The following is a 20,054-nucleotide window of genomic DNA, read 5'->3' as shown; positions in this document are numbered from 1 at the left end:
CTCGCTCACGACTGGGCAGCGGTCTGAGCGCGCCGGTCCGCCGCTTCACCCGCCATCGCGATCGCCGCGATCATCGCACCGGGCTCGGCCAGATTCTTGCCCGCGATCGCGAACGCCGTGCCATGATCGGGCGAGGTCCGCACGATCGGCAGGCCCAGCGTCATGTTCACGCCCTCGTCGAAATGGATCGTCTTCAAGGGGACGAGCGCCTGATCGTGGTAGCAGCACATCACGACGTCGTAGGTCTCGCGGGCTCTGGGGTGGAACATCGTGTCCGCGGCAAAGGGCCCGGTCGCATCGATGCCTTCCTCGCGCAGGATCGCGATCGCTGGCGCGATGATCTCGATCTCTTCCCGCCCCAGCGCGCCCTGCTCGCCGGCATGCGGATTGAAGCCGGCAAAGGCGAGCCGCGGGTTCTCGATCCCGAAGTTCCGCAGCAATCCCCGAGCTGTCGCACGCGCCTTGGCGACGATCAGGTCGACCGTGAGCAGCGCGGATACGTCCTTCAACGGCACGTGCGTGGTGATCGGCACCACCTTCAACGACGGCCCCGCGAGCATCATCACCGCATTGTCCCCCGCGACGCCGTAGCGCTCGGCGACGAACTCGGTCTGCCCCGGATGCGTGAAGCCGATGGCGTACAGCTGCGACTTGGACACCGGCCCGGTCACCAGCGCACGCGCCGCGCCAGTGCGGACGAGACCGACAGCGAGTTCCAGCGAATGCAGCGCACACCGCGCACCGTCCGCATCGGGCTCGCCCGGTACGATCGCTCCCGCATCGCCCACGGTCAGCACCGGCAATGCGTCGACGAAAACCGCCGCCGCCGCGCCCACGTCCGTCACGCGCGCGATCGGACCAGCCCAGACCCGCTCGATCGCCCGCGCATCGCCGACCGCGACGAACGGCGGCAAGCCATGCGTCTCGCGCGCATCCCACGCCTTGGCGATGATCTCGGGCCCGATCCCGGCAGGATCGCCCATCGACACCGCCAGCGCCGAGATGCGGGTCACGATCCGATCACCGATATTCGACCACGGCATCGCGCCGCAGATCGCGCAGCTTCTGCTGGGCACGCAGATTGACGCGCTGTTGCTCGAGCTGACCCTGGATCTGCTCGGAGTTCGGCACAGACCCGCCAGCCGCTTCGTCGCGACCGCACAGCACCAGCGCGCGAACGCCCTGTTCCGCAGACCCGAACGGGGGGCTCGACTCACCGACCTGAAGCTTCAGCATCACTTCCTGAAGCTGTGGCGGCAGATCGCGGATACGCACCGTATCGTTGTCGACCACGTCCGCGCCGATCCCGGCCGCGACCTTCTCGACGGTACCACAGCCACGCAACTCCTGCGTCGCCTTTGCAAACGCCTGCGCACGCGCGGAGGCCTGTGCCTGGTTGGTGTTCGGCGGAAAGCGCAGCGTCAACTGCTTCAGGCTGAGCTTGGCATCGCGCGGATCGGCAGTCAGCACCTGACGCTTGTCGGTCAAGTACAAGATCGAATAGCCACCCGAGACCTCGATCGGCCCAGCAACCTGGCCCACCTGCATCGTCGTCGCGGCTTCGGCAAGCTGCGCCGGCAAGGTCGCCGCACGGATCCAGCCGAGATCGCCGCCGACCGCGCGGGTCGACGCTTCCGAGAACTGCCGTGCGTAATATTCGAACGGCTGCGCGCCCTTCTGGATTTCCTGCAGGATCTGCTTGGCGTTCGCATAGACCTGCTGGCTGTTCGCCGGGGTCGCCGCGAGATAGATTTCCTTGAGGTTGAACTCGTCGGTACCCTTGGCCGCCTGGAGACGATCAATGATCGACTTCACTTCCTCGTCGCCGACGTTGACGAACGGCTCGACGCGGCGACGCAGATAGCGCTGCCACGCAAGCTCGCCCTCGATCTGGCGCTTCAGCGACCGCTCGGACGATCCGGACTCGCGCAGATAGGCGCGCATCGCGACCGGCGTACGATTGAAGCGCTTCGATACGCCGTCATAGCTCTGCGTCAGCTCGGCAGGGGTAATCGTGATGTCGGCGGTCTTGGCTTCCTGAATCTGCAGCGTCTCGTCGATCAACTGGCGCAGGACCTGCAGCTTAAGCCGCTCGCGATCTTCGGGCGACAGCTTCGCCTCGTTTGCCATTGCCACCAGGGCGACGCGCTGGTCGACGTCGGTACCGGTAATGACGGTATCGTTGACGATCGCGGTCGGCTTGCGGACGTTAGGATCGACCTTGCCGAAGATCTGGAGGTTGGTCGGGATATCGAGACCGGTATTGTCCGGAACGCTCTGGTCCTGGACGGTCTGTCCCGGAGCCGAGGGCGCCGGCTGAGCCTGGGCCGGCTGGGCCTGAGCGGGCTGGGTCGGCGCAGGTCGCGCGCCGCGCTTGCCCTGCGCAGCCTTGGGAGGCACCGCCTGAGCGATTGCGCCTGCTGCCAGCGCAGCCAGAACCACAGAACCGATCACACGGCCGCCACGCGCCGCCAGTCGAACATCATGCTTCAAGTGTCGGTATCCCATCATCGCACGCCGTAATCCGCACCGTCATTGCCATGGCGGCGCATATCCGGCGACGTTTGCCTCAAAGTAGCTGAACGCGGGCTTAGCGGCCGAGGTTGGTGAAGGCCAGCGTCAACAGGAAGCTGTTGCCCTTCCGCGCGTCGCCGGTGTCGTTGTACGTCCGCCGCCACGTTCCGCCGAGACGCAGGCAGTCGTCCTCATACTGGACGCCCAGCCGGTGGCGGATCGGCGTGAAGCCATCGCTGCGCGACAATGGATCTTCCGACGCGTTGGTCAAATCGACCACGCCCGAACCGAACGCCGACCAGAACCGTGCGAACTGCACGCGTCCCGCAACGCGGACTTCCTCGCGGTCGCGCAGATCCTCGATCGATGCATCGATGTTGCGGTTGAGCTTGAGATACCCGACCAGCACATAGGTCGCGCGCGAGCCGATCGTCGCGTCCAGCTCGTTGCGGCGGATCGCGAAGCCATCCTTGTCGAGCCGGTAGCGGTGGACGATCGACACGAAGTCGCGGAACCGGAGCTCGCTGCGCCCGACGATGTCGGAGAACCGGTCGCTGAGCCCGGTGCCGTCGGGCAGGATGGTCGGCCGCTTGTCGACACGATAGCTCTGGCCGACGTTGGTGGTGAACGCGATTCCCGGCAGGTCGAGCGCCCATTCGCCACCATAGGTGACGCGTGACGAATCCTCGAACCGATCATAGCCGGCGAACCGGTTGAGCGAGAACAGGTTGGTGTCATCCAGGTCGACGGCGCGCGAATCCTCGTTCGGCAACGAAAGATTGGCGACCTTCGGTGCTGCGACGAACTGCACTTGCGGCGTAAAGCGCTGCGTACCGCCCAGGAACGTACCGATGAACGGCCATTTCACGTCCACTGCGGCCGCGCCGATAGCACGCTGGCGGAAGCCGCCGAACCCGCGATAGGTCGGGTTGATCGTCGCATCGATCTCGTTGCTGTTATACAGGTCGCCCCGCGCGAACGCGGTGAAGGTGACCTCCTGGCCCCAGTTCGTGAAGCGGCGCAAATCCCATTGCAGGCTCGCGAACGCGCGCTGCGTGTCCTGCCCATCGGTGCGGGTCAGCGCGACCGTGTTCAGCTGGAGCTGGAACCGGCCACCGACGAGGCCATCGTTAAATCGCTTGCGATAATCGATTTCGGGCAGCGCGATCGGCTGCTGCCCCTGGCTGTCCGCGACGCGCAGGGTCTGTGCGTACCAGCCGCTCAGCGAGAAATAGCTGCTGTCGTCGATCCGCTCCAGGCTCGCGGTGGTGCGCAACCGGTCGTCGCGCGAAATGTCGTAGCGGCGCAGGAACGTGCGGTCGGTCGTCAGGCGGAGCGACCCGCTCGCGGTCCAGTTCGGCGTTAGCTGATAGCGCGCCATGCCGTCGATATAGCCGCGGAACGCCATGCTCGTGTCGGTCGGGGTGGCGGTCGTCAGGTCGTCGCTGCGCCGGCTTTCGGTCGCGTAGGCGCGTACCTTGAACGCGCCCTTCGAATTGAGCGCGGAATAATCGACCTGCGCCATCGGCAGCACGCTGCTGTAGATGTGCGGCGTGATGACCAGCCCCTGGTTCGGGGCGAGCTTCCAGTAATAGGGGACGCTGACTTCGACGCCGTTGACGCGGCTATAGCCACCGTTGGGCGAGAGCAGGCCGCTGTCGCTGCCGCCACCGACCGGGTTGGAGAATTCGGGAAGCGGCAGGCTCGGCAGCCCGAACAGATGCAACCGTGCGCCCTTGTAGAAAATGCGCTTCCGCTCGGGGCGATAGGTGACGCGGACCGCGGTGATCTTCCACGTCGGCTCCTTGGGACAACCGGCGGTGTTGGTGACGCTGCACGGCGTGTAGGCGGCGGTCTTCAAATTGACCGTGCCGTCGGCGTCGCGCGTGCCTTGCTTCGCCGCGAGTCTTCCGCCCTGCTCCAGCACGACGAGCATGTTGTCGACCACGCCGTCCTTCAGCGAATCGGTCAGGTTGATCTCGTCGCCATACGCGATGTCGCCTTCGGGATTGGTGACGGCGATGTTGCCAGTCGCGACGACCTTCCCGGTCTTGCGGTTCCAGACGACCTTGTCGGCGCGAAGCCGGCTGCCCTGCCGGAACATCCGGACTTCACCCGTCGCGGTGACGATATCGGTGTTGGTGTTGTACTCCAGCGCGGTGGAGCTGAACTGTACCTGGTCCTCAGCCGGCGTCGTTGTCGACGCGTTGGCGACCGGCGGGTCCTGCACCGGAGGCGCGACCGGGCGGTTCTGGAAATCTTGGGCCTGGGCAGGCGCAGCCGCGATCCCGGTCGCCAACGCGAGCGAAAGGGCGCAACCCGTCAAAAGGTCGATACGCAACACGATCCGAACCAACCCCTTTGGCACTGGGCAGCCGTTTGCCGCCATATCGCCCGCCTATCGCATCACCGGCGCTTCCCTGCAATCGCCGTGAGATGACAGGCCGCCACCTTGCTTTGCCGTACCCGCGGCATCAACTTATGGGGTACGCACATCCGTTCAAAAGCTTCCCGAGGTTTCTTCATGCAGATCGTCTTCGCCCCGACCGTTCCCGCCAACGCCCCGATCCTCGCCGTGCCCGTCGCGAAGGACGGCTTGGCGACGATCAACTGGAGCGCGATCGGCGGCGATGGCGAGGCGGTGGCGACCAGTGCGGCGTCTGCGGCACGCTTTGCGGGTGAAGCAGGCTCGGTGATCGAGCTGTTCGTGCCCGCCGACGGCGCGGTCCGCCAGGTCCTGCTAGTAGGAGTCGGCGCTGGCGAGACCGCCGATTGGGAGAAGGCTGGCGGTGCGATCACCGCACGCCTGCTGACCTCGGGCGCGACGTTGGTCGTGGCCGACCTCTCGGCCGGTGCCACGCCGACCGCCAAGGCCGCCGCACACTTCGCCGCTGCCGCCGCCCAGCGCGCATGGCGCTACGACACGTACCGCACCAAGCTCGCTGAGAAGTCGAAGCCGACGTTGACCGAGATAACCATTGCTGGCGCACCAGACGGCACCGATGCAGCCTGGACCGAAGCGGCTGCGGTTACCGGCGGGCTCGACCTGACCCGCTGGCTGGTCACGTCGCCGCCGAACGTCGTCTACCCCGAGAGCTTCGTCGAGAAGGTGACGAAGGACGTCGAGGGTCTCGGGCTCGAGATCACCGTGCTCGACGAAGCGCAGATGACCGAGCTCGGCATGGGCTCGCTGCTCGGCGTCAGCCAGGGTTCGCGCCGTGAAGCACGCATCCTCGCGCTCAAGTGGAACGGCGCAGGGGCCGACGCGCCCACCCTCGCGTTCGTCGGCAAGGGCGTGACGTTCGACTCGGGCGGCATCTCGATCAAGCCCGGCGCGGGCATGGAAGACATGAAGTGGGACATGGGCGGCGCAGGTGCCGTCGCCGGCGCGATGAAGGCACTCGCGAGCCGCAAGGCCAAGGCGAACGTCGTCGGCGTGATGGGCTTGGTCGAGAACATGCCCGACGGCGCCGCGCTGCGTCCGAGCGACGTCATCACCTCGATGTCGGGCCAGACGATCGAAGTGCTCAACACCGACGCCGAGGGTCGCCTCGTGCTGTGTGATTGCGTGACCTGGGTACAGCAGGCGCACAAGCCGACCACGATCGTTGATCTCGCCACGCTCACCGGCGCGATGATCGTCGCGCTCGGCACCGAGAATGGCGGCATCTTCGCCAACGACGACGCGCTCGCCGACCAGCTGATCGCGGCCGGCAAGACCACCGGCGACACGCTCTGGCGTTTCCCGCTGTCGCCCGCCTACGACAAGCTGATCGACTCGCCGATCGCCGACATGAAGAACGTCGGCCCCCGCGGCGCCGGCTCGATCACCGCGGCGCAGTTCATCAAGCGCTTCGTCGACGAGGGCGTGAAGTGGGCACATCTCGACATCGCCGGCATGGTCTGGTCCGACAAGCCGGGGACGAACCATGACAAGGGCGCAACCGGTTACGGCGTGCGCCTGCTCGACCAGTTCGTAGCGGACAATTTTGAGGGCTGAGGCCAAGAATTCCCCTCCCGCTTGCGGGAGGGGTTAGGGGAGGGGCCAACCGCGAGCGGCGTCGAGCGAGGCAAAGCCCTCCCCCGACCCCCCCGCAAGCGGAAGGGGAGTAAGCATGCAGGTCGATTTCTACCACCTAACCAGCCCCCTCGACCGCGTCCTCCCACGCATAGCCGAGCGCGTCGTCCAAACCGGCGGCCGCCTCCTGATCGTCGCCGAACCCGAAGACCAACGCGTCGCGCTCGACCGTCTCCTCTGGTCCTACGCCCCCGAGAGCTTCCTCCCCCACGCCCAGGCCGGCAGCAACGACGACACCGCCCAACCCATTCTGATCGCTCAGGATATCCAAGAAACCGCCCCCGCCAATGCCGCCCGCAACGTCGCGGTGGTAGACGGCCGTTGGCGTGACCTTATCCTAACCTTTGACCGTGCCTTCCACATCTTCGACGACGAAGCGATCCAGGAAGCGCGTCTAGCGTGGAAGGCGTTGGCTGACCGTGATGGCGTCGAACGCCGCTACTGGAAGCAGAACGACTCCGGCCGCTGGGAACAGGCCGCATAGGTTGCTTTAGCGCCGCGCCCCGCCTAAGCGCCGCGCATCCGATTACCGTCAACACAGGAGCCCGTGACCATCATGGCCGCGAACCGTACCTTTTCGATCATCAAGCCCGACGCAACCCGCCGCAACCTGACCGGTGCGGTCACCAAGATGCTCGAGGAAGCCGGCCTGCGCGTCGTCGCTTCGAAGCGCATCCAGATGACCCGCGAGCAGGCCGAAGGCTTCTACGCGGTCCACAAGGAGCGTCCGTTTTTCGGTGAGCTCGTCTCGTTCATGATTTCGGGCCCGGTCGTCGTCCAGGTTCTCGAAGGCGAGAACGCGATGCAGCGCAACCGCGACATCATGGGCGCCACCAACCCCGCCAACGCCGACGCCGGCACGATCCGCAAGGAACTCGCCGAGTCGATCGAAGCCAACTCGGTGCACGGTTCGGATTCGGACGAGAACGCCGAGATCGAGATCGCGTACTTCTTCAAGCCCGAAGAAATCGTCGGCTGATGACCTGGCGGCTGCGACGGGCCGAGCCGGGCGATGCGCCCGCGCTATCGCTCGTCGCATCCGCCACGTTCCTCGATACCTATGCGACCGTGCTGACGGGGGCGGATATCGTCGCCCACTGCGCGCGCAACAACAGCGTCGCCGCGTTCGAGACGTGGCTGTCCGATCCCGCGACGATCGTGACGCTCGCCGAATACGAGCCCGGTCACGCACCGATCGGCTACACGGTACTGACCGCGCCGGACTTCCCGATCGAACCCGGCCCCGCGGACACAGAACTCCGCCGCATCTATCTCATGAAGGAGGCACAAGGCTCAGGCCTGGGCGCCGCGCTGATGGCCCGCGCATTCGAAGACGCCGCCGCCGCAGGTCGAACCCGAGTCCTGCTAGGCGTATGGGACCAGAACACCCGCGCCCGAGCCTTTTACGAACGCCAGGGCTTCAAGGTAATCGGCTCCCGCCAGTTCATGGTCGGCACCACCCTCCACGACGACCCGGTCTACGCGCGAGCGGTTTGAGCGAATCGATCCACTACTCTCCGTCACCCCGGACTTGTTCCGGGGTCCACCGTTCCGCAAACTATACTTTGTCGAGTGCGCGGAACCGTGGATGCCGGAACAAGCCCGGCATGACGAAGGCTAAGCCGCCGGCTTCTCTTTCGCCCAGATCGCATCAAGCCTAGCCTGATCCCCACCACGCTGCCGAACCCGCAAGCCCTCGAGCTTCAGTGACCGACCCATAAAGGGCAAGCCGGCTTTGGTCTTCCAGATCACTTCATAGATGCCGCTCGCCGACCGGGTCGTGTCGCCATCAAAATATTGGAGGCTGACGAGAACGGGCAACCGGCCTGCTCGGTTGTCCGCGCCGCCATCGGTCAGCTTCAGAAGCGGTTTCGAGAACCACGATTTGTCAATGATCGGCTCGGCCGGCGGCCGCTGCGGCGATACCACCAGCGCGCGCGGAAACGTGATCGTCACGTCCTGAAGATCGTGCCGCGCATCCTTCAGCAACAGCGTATCGCCGCCATCCTGCACGATCGCCGACAGGTCGATCTTCGTCCGCTCGCGCGCCGCACTAGACTGCGCCGCGATCTTGTCGGCCTCGTTCGCGCGGTGATCCGACCAGTTGGTCCACAGCGTCAGCGCGGCGATCAGCACGCCAGCCACCGCCACCACTTCGGCCAGCGTGACCCAACGCCGCCGCGTCGCCGCAGCCTCGCGCCGTTCGGTAGGTGTCTCGGTGCTCATCGTCCGCCAGCCTCCAGCAAGCGGGCAGGGGCCGCCAATTCCCAACTCCGCGCGATCCGGTCCTCGACCAGCGCCCAATCCGGATCGCCCGCAACCTTCATCCCGACCCAACCAGTCGCACCAAGATACGCCGGCCGCGAATACACGCTAGGGTTCGCCTCGATCAGCATCGCCTGCTCGTCGCTCCCGCCGGTCTTCACACATACTACGGTCAGCCCGTCGCCATGATGATCCGCCCGGAACTGCACGAACTGTTTGCCGGCGACGAAGAAGGTCGGTTGCCCATGCGAGACCGTCTCTTCGGTCTCGGGCAACGCCAGCGCCGCCGAGCGGACACGGTCGAGGGGGGACAGATCGGTCATCGCGTCACGAACTCCGCCAAGGTCTTGGGGTATAAAGCATGTTCCGCCGCCAGCACGCGATCCGCAAGCGCGTCGGCATCGTCGCCGGCAAGGATCGGCACCTCGGCCTGCCCCAGCACCACGCCGCCATCGAGTTCCTCGGTCACGACATGCACCGAACACCCGCCGACCGCATCGCCCGCCGCGATCGCCCGCGCATGCGTATCGAGGCCCTTGTACTTGGGCAGCAGCGACGGATGGATGTTGACGATCCGATCGCGCCACGCCGCAACGAACCCGTCCGACAGCAACCGCATATAGCCAGCCAGCGCAACGACCTCGACACCCGCCTCGCGCAACGCCGCATCGATCGCCGCCTCATAAGCCGGCTTCCCTAGCCCCTTCGGCGAGAGCGCGAACGTTGCTACACCCTCCGTCCGCGCCCATGCGAGCCCAGCCGCATCGGGCTTGTCCGACGCGACCAGAGCGATCTCATACGGGCACTCCGCCGCGCGCGACGCGCCGACCAGCGCCATCATGTTCGATCCGCGCCCGGAGATCAGCACGCCGACGCGCGTCTTGTCAGCCATGCGTCGCGGTCCAGTCCTCGCGCGCGCTCCACGTGCCGGCCGACCCGCGCACCGTGCAACCGTGCGAGCCGGTCTCGATCCGCCCAATCGTGAACACCGTCTCGTCCGCCGCCTGAAGCGCCGCCGTCACCGCCTCGGCCTCGTCGGCGCTGACGATCACGACCATGCCGATCCCGCAGTTGAACGTCCGCGCCATCTCCTCCGGCTCGATCGCACCTTGGGCTTGCAGGAACGCCATCAACCGCGACTGCTCCCACGCATCCGCATCGACCACCGCATGCACGCCTTCGGGCAGCACGCGCGGGATGTTCTCGAGCAGGCCACCACCGGTGATGTGCGCCAGTCCCTTGATCCGGCGCTCGCGCAGCAACGGCAGCAAACTCGCGACATAGATGCGAGTCGGCGCCATCAGATGATCGATCAGCAACTTGTCCTGGTCGAACAGCGCGGGTCGATCGAGCTTCCACCCGCGATCCGTCGCCAGCCTGCGAACCAGCGAGAACCCGTTCGAATGCACGCCCGACGACGCCAGCCCGAGCATCACGTCGCCCGCCGCGATCTCGCGCCCGGTGAGAACGTTGGTCCGTTCGACCGCACCGACGCAGAAGCCTGCCAGATCGTAATCGCCGTCCGCATACATGCCCGGCATCTCGGCGGTCTCGCCCCCGATCAGCGCACAGCCGGCGGTCTTGCAGCCTTCCGCAATCGAGGCGACAACGCGCTCGGCGACCGCCGCATCGAGCTTCCCGCTCGCATAATAATCGAGGAAAAACAGCGGCTCGGCACCCTGGACGATAAGGTCGTTGACGCACATCGCGACGAGGTCGACGCCGACGCCTTCGTGCCGGTCCCATTCGATCGCCAGCTTCAGCTTGGTGCCGACGCCGTCGTTCGCCGCGACCAGCAAAGGATCGACGAACCCGGCCGCTTTGAGGTCGAACATCCCGCCAAAGCCACCAAGATCGGCATCCGCCCCCGGCCTACGCGTGGAGCGCGCGAGCGGGGCGATCGCCCGCACCAGCGCATTGCCCGCGGCAATCGAAACGCCCGCCTGAGCGTAGGTGTAAGGGCCCGAAGCGGGAGCGGCGGAGTCTGGCGTATCGGTCATGATCGGTGCTGCTAGCCACATCGCGCTTGGATTTCTACGTCTGCTTCGCCAAAAGGCCCGCGTGACGCGTATCAAAGCCCTTCCTGCCGCCCTCGCCGGCGCTGCCCTGCTATTGGGCGGCGGCACAGTGCTCGCGCAGATCGAAGGCGGCAGCCGAGGCGCAGCCCCGGTCGACAGCGGCAGCGCGTACGAGGTGAGCGGCGTCACGGTCGATGTCGCCGGCAAGACGGCGGACGCCGCGCGCTACAGCGGCTGGCGGCTCGCCCAGCGCAAGGCCTGGGTCCAATTGTCGAACCGGCTCGGCGGTGGTGGCGGCCTCGTTTCCGACGGCACGCTCGATTCGCTGGTCTCGGGAATCGTCGTCGAGAACGAACAGATCGGCCCGCAGCGCTACATCGCCAAGCTTGGCGTGCTGTTCGATCGCGGCCGCGCGGGTTCGATCCTCGGCATCTCGACCTACGCCGATCGCTCGCAACCGATGCTGACGATCCCGATCCAATATTCGGGCGGCGTCGGCCAGGCGTTCGAGCAAAGCACGCAGTGGCAGCAGGCTTGGGCGCGCTATCGCACCGGCAACAGCAGCATCGACTATGTCCGCCCGTCCGGCTCCGGCCCCGACGCGCTGCTGCTCAACGTCGGCCAGACGCAGCGTCCCGGCCGCGGCTGGTGGCGGACGATCCTCGACCAATATGGCGCGAGCGACGTGCTGATGCCGGTCGTAAAGCTCTATCGCCAATGGCCCGGCGGCCCGGTGATCGGCGTGTTCGAAGCGCGCCACGGCCCCGACAACGACCTGATCGGCAGCTTCACGCTGCGAGTCGGCACACCAGACGGCATCGCCCAACTGCTCGATACCGGGGTGAAGCGGATCGACGACCTGTATCAGCAGGCACGCCGCAACGGCTCGCTCCGCGTCGACTACAGCCTGTCGCCACCGCCGCCGCCCGAAGCCGCGGTGATCGAGGACCTGCCGACCGACGAGACTGCCGACGCTAACACAGCGGTGCTGACCGGCGGCGAGGGGATCTCGGTCATCGTCCAGTTCGATACGCCGGCCGCAGCAAACGTCTCCTCGACCGAAGCAGCACTTCGCGCGATCCCCGGTGTTCGCTCGGCGGCAACGACCAGTCTCGCGCTCGGCGGCGTCTCACTGATGCGCGTCGCGTACGATGGCGACCCCGTCGCGCTAAAGACCGCGCTCGAAGCCCGCGGCTACCAGGTATTCGGCTCCGGCCAGACGATCCGCATCCGCCGGGTCGCCCAACTTCTTCCGCCGGACTTGCCCGCGGACAATGCGACGACAGGGTGAGCGCGACCAAGATGACTCAAATTGCGCTGCCACTCGGGTGGCCGGCGGACCCTCGCGACGACGCCTTCCTCGTTACCCCTTCCAACTCGCGCGCGGTCCACACGCTGGAGCACACCGCGACCTGGCCCGTCATGACCGCCATCCTCACCGGCCCGCGCAAATCGGGCCGCAGCCTGCTCGCGCGGATCTTCGCGGCGAAGAGCGGTGGCACGATCATCGACGATGCCGAGCGCGTGCCCGAAGCACAGCTGTTCCACGCCTGGAACCGCGCGCAGGAGGAGCACAGGCCGCTGCTGATCGTCGCCGACGCCGCGCCGCCCGAATGGAAGGTAAAGCTTCCAGACCTGCGTTCGCGCCTCGCCGCAAGCCCGATCGCGGCGATCGGCGCGCCCGACGACGAACTCATGCGGCTGTTGCTCGCGCATCTGTTTGAGCGGCGCAGCCTCGATGCGCGCCCCGATCTGATCGACTGGCTCGCGACCAGAATCGAGCGCAGTCATATTACCGTAACGCGAACCGTCGATGCGCTTGACCAAGAGGCGATGGAACGTCGCAAGCGCTTGTCCATTCCTCTTGCACGAACCACACTCACCGAGGCCGGGCTGATCCTCCGGCCGCAACTCGCTCTCGACCTCCCGCTCTTCACGCCACCATAAGCCCCCAAGAGGCCCGATGAACCGTCCAGCCCATATCGTCCGCCAATCGGAAGACGACGACGATCCCATCGGCGCAGAGCCGAACGACCGGTATTTCAACCGCGAGCTGTCCTGGCTGGCGTTCAACCGGCGTGTGCTGGAGGAGGCGTGCAACCCCGCGCACCCGTTGCTCGAACGGCTCCGCTTCCTGTCGATCTCGGGCTCGAACCTCGACGAGTTCTTCATGGTCCGCGTTGCCGGCCTGAAGGGACAGCAGACGCAGGACGTCGACCGCCGCTCGGCCGACGGCCTCACCGCGGGCCAGCAGCTGACCGCGATCGTCCGCGAGGCCGACGAACTGATGGCGAGCCAGCAGGCGGTGTGGGGCGATCTCCGCGTGCTGCTCGACGAAGCCGGACTGTTCGTCCTCCGGCGCGAGGCGGTTGAGGGTGAGGCCGACGAGTGGCTCGAAACGCATTTCCGCGATCAGATTTTCCCGATCCTGACCCCGCAGGCGCTCGACCCCGCACACCCGTTCCCGTTCATCCCGAACCGCGGCCTGTCGGTGATCTTCGACCTCGTCCGCCGCTCGGACAATGAGCCGGTCCGCGAACTGGTCATGCTCCCGCACACCATGACGCGTTTCGTTCGCCTGCCTGGCGAGCCTGCGCGCTACATCTCGATCGAATCGATCCTGAAGCGGTTCGCGCCGGTCTTGTTCCCCGGCTACGAAGTCCTCGCCGCCGCCAGCTTCCGCGTCCTGCGCGACAGCGACATGGAGATCGAGGAGGAGGCCGAGGATCTCGTCCGCTACTTCGCCAACGCGATCAAGCGCCGGCGCCGCGGCCGCGTGATCCGCTTGGAACTCGAAACCGGCATCCCCGACGTGCTCGCCGCGGTCCTCAAGGACGAACTCGGCGGTGCGGACGCGATCATTACCGAGAGCGGCAATCTGCTCGGCATCGTCGACCTCGACGGGCTGGTCGACGAGGATCGTCCCGACCTGAAATTCCCGCCCTTCACGCCGCGCTTCCCGGAGCGGATCCGTGAATTCGGCGGCGATTGCTTCGCGGCGATCAAGGCCAAGGACATCGTCGTCCACCACCCGTACGAGACGTTCGAAGTGGTGCTCGCCTTCCTGAAACAGGCGGCGAACGACCCCGACGTCGTCGCGATTAAGCAGACCCTCTATCGCGCGGGCAAGCAGCCCGCGGTCATCAACGCACTGATTACCGCGGCCGAGGCTGGCAAGTCCGTCACCGCGGTCGTCGAGCTGAAGGCGCGGTTCGACGAAGAGCAGAACATGGTCTGGGCCTCCGCATTGGAGCGTGCAGGCGTGCAGGTCGTCTACGGCTTCATCGACTGGAAGACGCACGCCAAGGTCTCGCTGGTCGTCCGCCGTGAGGGACAGGCATTCCGCACCTACTGCCATTTCGGCACGGGCAATTATCACCCGGTCACCGCCAAGATCTATACCGACCTCAGCTTCTTCACCGCCGACGCCGCGGTCGGGCGCGATGCGGCGCAGATGTTCAACTACATCACCGGCTATGTCGAACCGACCGACATGGCCCGCGTCAGCCTGAGCCCGCGCGACCTCCGCCAGAACCTCATGAACCTGATCGACGTCGAGATCGCCAACGCACGCGCCGGCAAGCCTGCCGGCGTCTGGGCGAAGATGAACTCGCTGGTCGACCCCGCGGTGATCGAGAAGCTCTACGAAGCGAGCGGGGCAGGGGTCGAGATCGACCTCATCATCCGCGGCATCTGCTGCCTGCGCCCCGGTGTACCCGGCCTGTCGGAGACGATCCGGGTGAAGTCGGTAATCGGGCGGTTCCTCGAACACAGTCGGATCTGGGCGTTCGGCAACGGCAAGGCGCTGCCCAACGACGGCGCCAAGCTGTTCATCTCGTCGGCCGACTGGATGCCGCGCAACTTCGACCGCCGCGTCGAATATATGCTGCCGATCCTCAACCCGACCGTCCACGACCAGATCCTCGATCAGGTGATGGTCGCGAACCTGATCGACAACGAGCAGAGTTGGGAGCTAGGCCCCGACGGCGAATATAGCCGCGTCGATCCCGGCGACCGCCCGTTCAACCTGCATCGGTATTTCATGACGAATCCTTCGCTCTCCGGCCGCGGCGCCTCGCTCGCGACCAGCAATGCCGTGCCGACCCTGTCGCTCCGCCGAAAACGATGAGCGTCACGAATATCCTGTTCGGCAATTCCCCGCCCAAGGCCGAGACCGACGATCACCCGCGCACCGGGATCATCGACATCGGCTCGAACTCGATCCGGCTGGTAGTCTACCAGGGGCCGCCGCGGTTGCCCGCGATACGGTTCAACGAGAAGGTGCTGGCGGGGCTCGGTCGTGGGCTCGCCGCTACCGGCGCGATCGAGAAGTCGGCGCTGAAAACGGCACGCGTCGCGCTGGCGCGGTTCGCGGCGGTGGCAAAGGAAATGGAATGCTCGACGCTCCGCACGGTCGCAACCGCGGCAGTACGCGATGCGAAGAACGGCGGCGAACTCATTGCCGCGGCTCAACAACTCGGCCTGACCGTCGAGACGCTGTCGGGCGAACAGGAAGCCAGCGCGGCTGGCTACGGTGTGCTGTCCGCGATCCCCGAGGCGGATGGCATAGTCGGCGATCTCGGCGGCGGCAGTCTCGAACTCGTCCGCGTCCGCCGCGGCAAGATCGAGGACCGCGTCTCGTTTCCGCTCGGCGTCCTCCGCATCGGCCCGATCCGGGCGAAGCGTGGCAAGGTGCTCGCGCGCTACGTGGCGCGCCTGGTGCGCGAGGCCGGCTGGACCGCGAAGGGGCAGGGGCTTCCGCTCTATCTGGTCGGCGGATCGTGGCGCGCACTGGCACGGCTCGACATGGAGCTGTCGGACTATCCGCTGCCGATCATTCACCAATATTCGATGACCGCCGCGACGATCACTCGGCTGAGCCGGACGATCCCACAGCTATCCAAGCCGCGCCTGAAGGCGATTCCGGGGCTGTCGTCGGGCCGCACGGCAACGCTCGCCGACGCCGCGGCGTTGCTCGGCGTGCTGATGCGGCAGCTTGGCAGCCGGACGACGATCGTGTCCGCCTATGGTCTGCGCGAGGGCCTGCTCTACGAAGACCTGAAGCCAGCAGACCGAACGCTCGATCCGCTGATCGTAGCCGCCCGCGAAGAGGGCCGCCTGCTCGGTCGCTTCCCCGAGCATGGCGATCTCCTCGATCGCTGGATCGCACCGCTGTTCACCACCGAGCCACCCGCGATGGCACGCATTCGCCACACCGCATGCTTGCTTGCGGACGTAGGCTGGCGCGCCAACCCCGAGTTCCGCGCCGAACGCGGCGTCGAGGTCGCGCTGCACGGCAACTGGGTCGCGATTGACGCGCCTGGCCGGGGGATGCTGGCGCAAGCTCTTTATACGAGCCTTGGCGGCGATCTCTCCGCCGGTGAAACAGTTGGTCTCCTCGCGTCTCCGGCAGCGGTGAAAAGCGCGACTGCTTGGGGCCTCGCTATGCGACTAGGCCAGCGAATGAGTGGTGGCTTGGCAGGACCTTTGAAACGATCAGGGCTCGCAGATGACGGGGTATCACTTACGCTGACGCTGCGCCCTGATGATCGTGGGCTCTACGGCGAAGCGGTGGAACGTCGCCATAACGCGCTTGCCGCCGCCCTGGGACGCAAGCCCGTACTGGCGCTCTCCTGAATCCTCCCCTTCTAGGGGAGGATCAATGGGCTCAAGCGCAGGTGAAGCGTTCGATCCGGCCCTTGGCGTCCACATAGACATTCAGACGATCAGCGCGGAAATCCATCGTCACGGCCGTGTTCGGCGCGATCCAGCGTAGCGTGCGTGCACCCGATCGCGTCTGCATCACGTCGGCCCGAGCATCGCTCGCCCGCTTGCCGACCAGATCGCCGAGCGAGTCGGCATTGCAGGCGGCCGCGACCGGCGCAGCGGCAGGCGTCTCGCCGCGCATCTCGACCGGCGTACACCCCGCCGACGCGAGTAACGCCGCAACCAGAACCATCCTCATGCGGCATCCTCCGTACGCGTCATCTTCAGCTTTCCGCCGATCACCGCAAACGCCAGCCGCCCCTCGACCAAATCGAGCGCGTCGCGGCCGAACTGGTCGAACCGCCAGCCTTCGAGCATCGGCAGCCCGGTCCGAACACCCGCCGCCAACGCTTCGAGTTCATCGGTGCGCGCCAACAATTTCGACGCGACATCAATGTCTCGCGAGCGGATCTTGAGCAGAAGCTTGAGAAGGTCCGCCACCAGCGACCCCTCCTTGCCAAGCCCCGGCTTCCGATCGTCGCGCGGCGGCAGTTCGTCGTCGCCAAGTGGTTGCGCGCCCTCGATCGCCGCCATCAAGCGGCCACCGATGTCGTTCCCAGCCCAAGTCGCCGAAAGCCCACGCACCCGCGCCAAGTCCGTCTGCTTCTTCGGCGGATGCCCCGCCATGTCGCCCAGCGTTTCGTCCTTGACGATCCGCCCGCGCGGTAGGTCCTTCGCCTGCGCCTCCAGCTCCCGCCAGCGCGCGAGTGCCTTCAACCGCCCCAGCACCTCGGGCTTGCGCCCCGAAATCCGCACGCGCTTCCACGCAAGATCGGGATCGTTCGCATAATTGGCGGTGTCGCCAAGCCGCTCCATCTCCTGATCGAGCCACACCCCGCGCCCGGTCTTGCGCAACCGCTCCAGCATCTTCGGGAAGATTTTCGACAGATGCGTCACGTCGCCGATCGCATATTCGATCTGTCGCGCATCGAGCGGCCGGCGCGCCCAGTCGGTAAACCGAGCACCCTTGTCGACAGCGATCCCGAGCCAGCTGTCGACAAGGTTCGAATAGCCGATCTGCTCGCCCTGGCCGAGCGCCATCGCCGCGACCTGCGTGTCGAACAGCGGGAAGGGCGTCTTGCCGGTGAGGTTGTAGACGATCTCAATGTCCTGCCCGCCGGCGTGGACGACCTTCAGCACGTCGTGATTCTCGACGAGCAGGTCGAGCAGCGGCTTCAGGTCGATCCCCGGCGCCATCGGGTCGATCGCCGCGGCTTCCTTGTCGTCCGCGATCTGGATCAGGCAGAGTTCCGGGTAATAGGTGCTCTCGCGCATGAATTCGGTGTCGACGCACACATAGTCGGCGTCGGCCATGCGCGCACACAGATTGGCGAGCGTGGCACTGTCGGAGATAAGCGGGTGGATATGCATTGCCCGTCCATAGCGAGCCTCGTCCGGGTTGACAAAGCCCGGTAGGGAAGGGAAGCGCGAGGCACCTGTTTATCGTCCGAGAAGACCCATCATGCACGCCTATCGCACCCACAACTGCGCCGCCCTCCGCCCCGAACAGGTCGGCGAAGAGGTCCGCGTCTCCGGCTGGGTCCACAAGAAGCGCGATCACGGCGACCTCGTCTTCATCGATCTGCGCGATCACTACGGCATCACGCAGATCGTCACGGACGTCAGCGGCCCGGTCTTCAAGGTCATCGAGGGTCTGAAGAGCGAGAGTGTCGTCACGATCACCGGCAAGGTGACCGCACGCGCGCCGGAAGCCGTGAACCCGAACCTGCCGACCGGCGGGATCGAGATTCGTGCGACCGCCGCGACGGTCCAGTCGATGGCCGGCGAGCTGCCGATGCCGGTCGCGGGCGAGGCCGAGTATCCCGAGGATATCCGCCTGCGCTATCGCTATCTCGATCTGCGTCGCGAGCGGCTGCACGCGAACATCATGCTCCGCAGCCAGGTGATCACTTCGCTGCGCAACCGCATGAACGGGCAGGGGTTCACCGAATTCCAGACGCCGATCCTGACCGCATCGTCACCCGAAGGCGCGCGCGATTACCTCGTGCCGAGCCGCGTTCATCCGGGCAAGTTCTACGCGCTCCCGCAGGCGCCGCAGATGTTCAAGCAGCTGTTGATGGTCGCCGGCTTCGACCGCTATTTCCAGATCGCGCCGTGCTTCCGCGACGAGGACGCACGCGCCGATCGCTCGCCGGGCGAATTCTACCAGCTCGATTTTGAGATGAGCTTCGTCACGCAGGACGACGTGTTCAATGCGATCGAGCCCGTGCTCCACGGCGTGTTCGAGGAATTCGCCGACTGGCAGGGCAAGGGCCGTCAGGTCTCGGCCCTCCCGTTCAAGCGCATTCCTTACCGCGAATCGATGCTGAAGTACGGCAGCGACAAGCCCGATCTGCGCAACCCGATCCTGATCCACGACGTCGGCCATCACTTCGTCGATTCGGGCTTCGGCCTGTTCGCCGGGATCGTCGCCGGTGGTGACGTGGTCCGCGCGATCCCCGCGCCGAACACCGCCGACAAGAGCCGTAAGTTCTTCACCGACATGAACGACTGGGCGCGCGCCGAGGGGCATGCCGGGCTCGGCTACATCACGCAGAAGAACGGTGAGCTCGGCGGCCCGATCGCTAAGAACCACGGCGAGGAAGCGACGCGGAAGCTAATCGCCGAGATGGGCCTCGGGCCAAACGACGGCATCTTCTTCGCCGCCGGCAAGGAACTGCCCGCGTCCAAGCTCGCGGGCGCCGCCCGGGCGCGGATCGGTGCCGACCTCGGCCTGATCGACGAGAACCGGTTCGAGTTCTGCTGGATCGTCGACTTCCCGATGTTCGAATATGACGAGGATGCGAAGAAGGTCGACTTCAGTCACAACCCGTTCTCGATGCCGCAGGGCGAAATGGACGCGCTGGAGAACAAGGATCCGCTCGATATCCTGGCGTATCAGTACGATATCGTCTGCAACGGCGTCGAGCTGTCGTCGGGCGCGATCCGGAACCACCGTCCGGAGATCATGTACAAGGCGTTCGAGATCGCCGGCTACACGCAGGCCGATGTCGACACGAACTTTGCGGGCATGATCAACGCGTTCAAGGTCGGCGCACCGCCGCATGGCGGCTCCGCACCGGGGATCGACCGGATGGTAATGCTGCTCGCGGGCGAGCCGAACATCCGCGAGGTCGTGCTGTTCCCGATGAACCAGAAGGCCGAGGATTTGATGATGGGCGCACCGAGCCCGGTCAGTGCCAAGCAGCTGAAGGAACTCAACATCCGCCTGACGGTGGATGGTCCCAAGGACGCGACGAAGGTGGTCGCGCCGAGCGCGGGGTGATCTAGCTGTCCCTCGCCCCAACGGGGAGAGGGAAGGAGGCGCGCTTGCGCCGGGAGGGTGAGGGGCGGTTGGTGTCCGCCAACGTCCCCTCTCCCTCCCACCCGCAAGCGCGGCCGGGCCCCTCCCT

18 protein-coding genes are annotated in these 20,054 nt (G+C 66.1%); 9 read left to right on the top strand and 9 right to left on the bottom strand.

Annotated features, from left to right (window positions below; genetic code table 11):
• Positions 1–5: 5 nt before the first annotated feature.
• From pdxA to AC59GX_RS17350, 3 genes are all read right to left on the bottom strand, one after another.
• Positions 6–1,043 carry a 4-hydroxythreonine-4-phosphate dehydrogenase PdxA gene (gene pdxA, locus AC59GX_RS17360; RefSeq protein WP_426282088.1) on the bottom strand — a complete coding sequence of 346 codons (1,038 nt, stop codon included), beginning with the start codon at positions 1,041–1,043 and terminating at the stop codon, positions 6–8.
• Complete coding sequence (locus AC59GX_RS17355; RefSeq protein ID WP_426282089.1) at positions 1,021–2,511, bottom strand: peptidylprolyl isomerase; 1,491 nt, start codon at positions 2,509–2,511, stop codon at positions 1,021–1,023. Before AC59GX_RS17355 ends, pdxA begins: the two co-directional genes overlap by 23 nt.
• A gap of 79 nt (positions 2,512–2,590) precedes the next feature.
• Positions 2,591–4,858, bottom strand: a complete 2,268-nt coding sequence (locus AC59GX_RS17350) for an LPS-assembly protein LptD (RefSeq protein ID WP_426282090.1) — start codon at positions 4,856–4,858, stop codon at positions 2,591–2,593.
• 180 nt (positions 4,859–5,038) lie between these two features.
• Between AC59GX_RS17350 and AC59GX_RS17345 the strand changes: the two genes are divergently transcribed.
• The 4 genes from AC59GX_RS17345 to AC59GX_RS17330 all read left to right on the top strand — a co-directional run bounded on the left by AC59GX_RS17345 (position 5,039) and on the right by AC59GX_RS17330 (position 8,089).
• Entirely contained in the window at positions 5,039–6,514 is a 1,476-nt protein-coding gene (locus tag AC59GX_RS17345) for a leucyl aminopeptidase (RefSeq protein ID WP_426282091.1), read from the top strand.
• Between the two features lie 115 nt (positions 6,515–6,629).
• Entirely contained in the window at positions 6,630–7,076 is a 447-nt protein-coding gene (locus tag AC59GX_RS17340; RefSeq protein ID WP_426282092.1) for a DNA polymerase III subunit chi, read from the top strand.
• A 72-nt stretch (positions 7,077–7,148) separates the two neighbouring features.
• On the top strand, positions 7,149–7,571 hold the full coding sequence (ndk, locus tag AC59GX_RS17335) for a nucleoside-diphosphate kinase (RefSeq protein ID WP_056058698.1): 423 nt from the start codon (positions 7,149–7,151) through the stop codon (positions 7,569–7,571).
• A complete protein-coding gene (locus AC59GX_RS17330) occupies positions 7,571–8,089 on the top strand; it encodes a GNAT family N-acetyltransferase (protein WP_426282093.1) in 519 nt (172 codons plus the stop codon). Before ndk ends, AC59GX_RS17330 begins: the two co-directional genes overlap by 1 nt.
• A 120-nt stretch (positions 8,090–8,209) precedes the next feature.
• Here AC59GX_RS17330 and AC59GX_RS17325 read toward each other — a convergent pair whose 3' ends face one another.
• From AC59GX_RS17325 to purM, 4 genes are read right to left on the bottom strand one after another with little or no spacing between them, the layout of a single operon-like run.
• Entirely contained in the window at positions 8,210–8,818 is a 609-nt protein-coding gene (locus AC59GX_RS17325) for a hypothetical protein (protein ID WP_426282094.1), read from the bottom strand.
• The gene (locus tag AC59GX_RS17320; protein WP_426282096.1) at positions 8,815–9,180 is read right to left on the bottom strand and encodes an MmcQ/YjbR family DNA-binding protein; all 366 of its coding nucleotides are present in this window, start codon (positions 9,178–9,180) and stop codon (positions 8,815–8,817) included. The genes AC59GX_RS17325 and AC59GX_RS17320 overlap by 4 nt, the downstream gene beginning before the upstream one ends.
• Positions 9,177–9,749, bottom strand: a complete 573-nt coding sequence (gene purN, locus AC59GX_RS17315; protein ID WP_426282097.1) for a phosphoribosylglycinamide formyltransferase — start codon at positions 9,747–9,749, stop codon at positions 9,177–9,179. Before purN ends, AC59GX_RS17320 begins: the two co-directional genes overlap by 4 nt.
• Positions 9,742–10,857, bottom strand: a complete 1,116-nt coding sequence (purM, locus tag AC59GX_RS17310) for a phosphoribosylformylglycinamidine cyclo-ligase (protein WP_426282098.1) — start codon at positions 10,855–10,857, stop codon at positions 9,742–9,744. Before purM ends, purN begins: the two co-directional genes overlap by 8 nt.
• Here purM and AC59GX_RS17305 point away from each other — a divergent pair.
• From AC59GX_RS17305 to AC59GX_RS17290, 4 genes are read left to right on the top strand one after another with little or no spacing between them, the layout of a single operon-like run.
• On the top strand, positions 10,856–12,166 hold the full coding sequence (locus AC59GX_RS17305; RefSeq protein WP_426282099.1) for a heavy-metal-associated domain-containing protein: 1,311 nt from the start codon (positions 10,856–10,858) through the stop codon (positions 12,164–12,166). The two genes, purM and AC59GX_RS17305, sit on opposite strands and share 2 nt — an antisense overlap.
• 11 nt (positions 12,167–12,177) lie before the next feature.
• Positions 12,178–12,822, top strand: a complete 645-nt coding sequence (locus AC59GX_RS17300; RefSeq protein WP_056050416.1) for an HdaA/DnaA family protein — start codon at positions 12,178–12,180, stop codon at positions 12,820–12,822.
• 16 nt (positions 12,823–12,838) lie between these two features.
• On the top strand, positions 12,839–15,004 hold the full coding sequence (locus AC59GX_RS17295) for an RNA degradosome polyphosphate kinase (RefSeq protein ID WP_056058715.1): 2,166 nt from the start codon (positions 12,839–12,841) through the stop codon (positions 15,002–15,004).
• Complete coding sequence (locus AC59GX_RS17290) at positions 15,001–16,512, top strand: Ppx/GppA phosphatase family protein (RefSeq protein ID WP_497302117.1); 1,512 nt, start codon at positions 15,001–15,003, stop codon at positions 16,510–16,512. The genes AC59GX_RS17295 and AC59GX_RS17290 overlap by 4 nt, the downstream gene beginning before the upstream one ends.
• A 31-nt stretch (positions 16,513–16,543) precedes the next feature.
• On the opposite strand, the gene AC59GX_RS17285 is transcribed toward AC59GX_RS17290, so the two are convergent.
• Complete coding sequence (locus AC59GX_RS17285) at positions 16,544–16,840, bottom strand: I78 family peptidase inhibitor (RefSeq protein WP_426282101.1); 297 nt, start codon at positions 16,838–16,840, stop codon at positions 16,544–16,546.
• Positions 16,837–18,012, bottom strand: a complete 1,176-nt coding sequence (gene rnd, locus AC59GX_RS17280) for a ribonuclease D (protein WP_426282103.1) — start codon at positions 18,010–18,012, stop codon at positions 16,837–16,839. The genes AC59GX_RS17285 and rnd overlap by 4 nt, the downstream gene beginning before the upstream one ends.
• Positions 18,013–18,103: 91 nt before the next feature.
• On the opposite strand from rnd, the gene aspS reads away from it, so the two are divergent.
• Positions 18,104–19,927: an aspartate--tRNA ligase gene (aspS, locus tag AC59GX_RS17275; protein WP_426282104.1), complete on the top strand. Its 1,824-nt coding sequence runs from the start codon at positions 18,104–18,106 to the stop codon at positions 19,925–19,927.
• The last annotated feature ends 127 nt before the right edge of the window (positions 19,928–20,054 follow it).

It is taken from the genome of Sphingomonas sp. 320_CC (assembly GCF_059691795.1).
This window is presented reverse-complemented; position numbering and strand designations above follow the sequence as displayed.

What these genes read in the sequence shown, in the direction of transcription:
- pdxA (WP_426282088.1), bottom strand. Translation starts at nt 1,043, where the DNA reads ATGCCGTGGTCGAATATCGGTGATCGGATCGTGACCCGCATCTCGGCG.
- AC59GX_RS17355 (WP_426282089.1), bottom strand. Translation starts at nt 2,511, where the DNA reads ATGATGGGATACCGACACTTGAAGCATGATGTTCGACTGGCGGCGCGT.
- AC59GX_RS17345 (WP_426282091.1), top strand. Translation starts at nt 5,039, where the DNA reads ATGCAGATCGTCTTCGCCCCGACCGTTCCCGCCAACGCCCCGATCCTC.
- AC59GX_RS17340 (WP_426282092.1), top strand. Translation starts at nt 6,630, where the DNA reads ATGCAGGTCGATTTCTACCACCTAACCAGCCCCCTCGACCGCGTCCTC.
- ndk (WP_056058698.1), top strand. Translation starts at nt 7,149, where the DNA reads ATGGCCGCGAACCGTACCTTTTCGATCATCAAGCCCGACGCAACCCGC.
- AC59GX_RS17330 (WP_426282093.1), top strand. Translation starts at nt 7,571, where the DNA reads ATGACCTGGCGGCTGCGACGGGCCGAGCCGGGCGATGCGCCCGCGCTA.
- AC59GX_RS17325 (WP_426282094.1), bottom strand. Translation starts at nt 8,818, where the DNA reads ATGAGCACCGAGACACCTACCGAACGGCGCGAGGCTGCGGCGACGCGG.
- AC59GX_RS17320 (WP_426282096.1), bottom strand. Translation starts at nt 9,180, where the DNA reads ATGACCGATCTGTCCCCCCTCGACCGTGTCCGCTCGGCGGCGCTGGCG.
- purN (WP_426282097.1), bottom strand. Translation starts at nt 9,749, where the DNA reads ATGGCTGACAAGACGCGCGTCGGCGTGCTGATCTCCGGGCGCGGATCG.
- AC59GX_RS17305 (WP_426282099.1), top strand. Translation starts at nt 10,856, where the DNA reads ATGATCGGTGCTGCTAGCCACATCGCGCTTGGATTTCTACGTCTGCTT.
- purM (WP_426282098.1), bottom strand. Translation starts at nt 10,857, where the DNA reads ATGACCGATACGCCAGACTCCGCCGCTCCCGCTTCGGGCCCTTACACC.
- AC59GX_RS17300 (WP_056050416.1), top strand. Translation starts at nt 12,178, where the DNA reads ATGACTCAAATTGCGCTGCCACTCGGGTGGCCGGCGGACCCTCGCGAC.
- AC59GX_RS17295 (WP_056058715.1), top strand. Translation starts at nt 12,839, where the DNA reads ATGAACCGTCCAGCCCATATCGTCCGCCAATCGGAAGACGACGACGAT.
- AC59GX_RS17290 (WP_497302117.1), top strand. Translation starts at nt 15,001, where the DNA reads ATGAGCGTCACGAATATCCTGTTCGGCAATTCCCCGCCCAAGGCCGAG.
- AC59GX_RS17285 (WP_426282101.1), bottom strand. Translation starts at nt 16,840, where the DNA reads ATGAGGATGGTTCTGGTTGCGGCGTTACTCGCGTCGGCGGGGTGTACG.
- rnd (WP_426282103.1), bottom strand. Translation starts at nt 18,012, where the DNA reads ATGCATATCCACCCGCTTATCTCCGACAGTGCCACGCTCGCCAATCTG.
- aspS (WP_426282104.1), top strand. Translation starts at nt 18,104, where the DNA reads ATGCACGCCTATCGCACCCACAACTGCGCCGCCCTCCGCCCCGAACAG.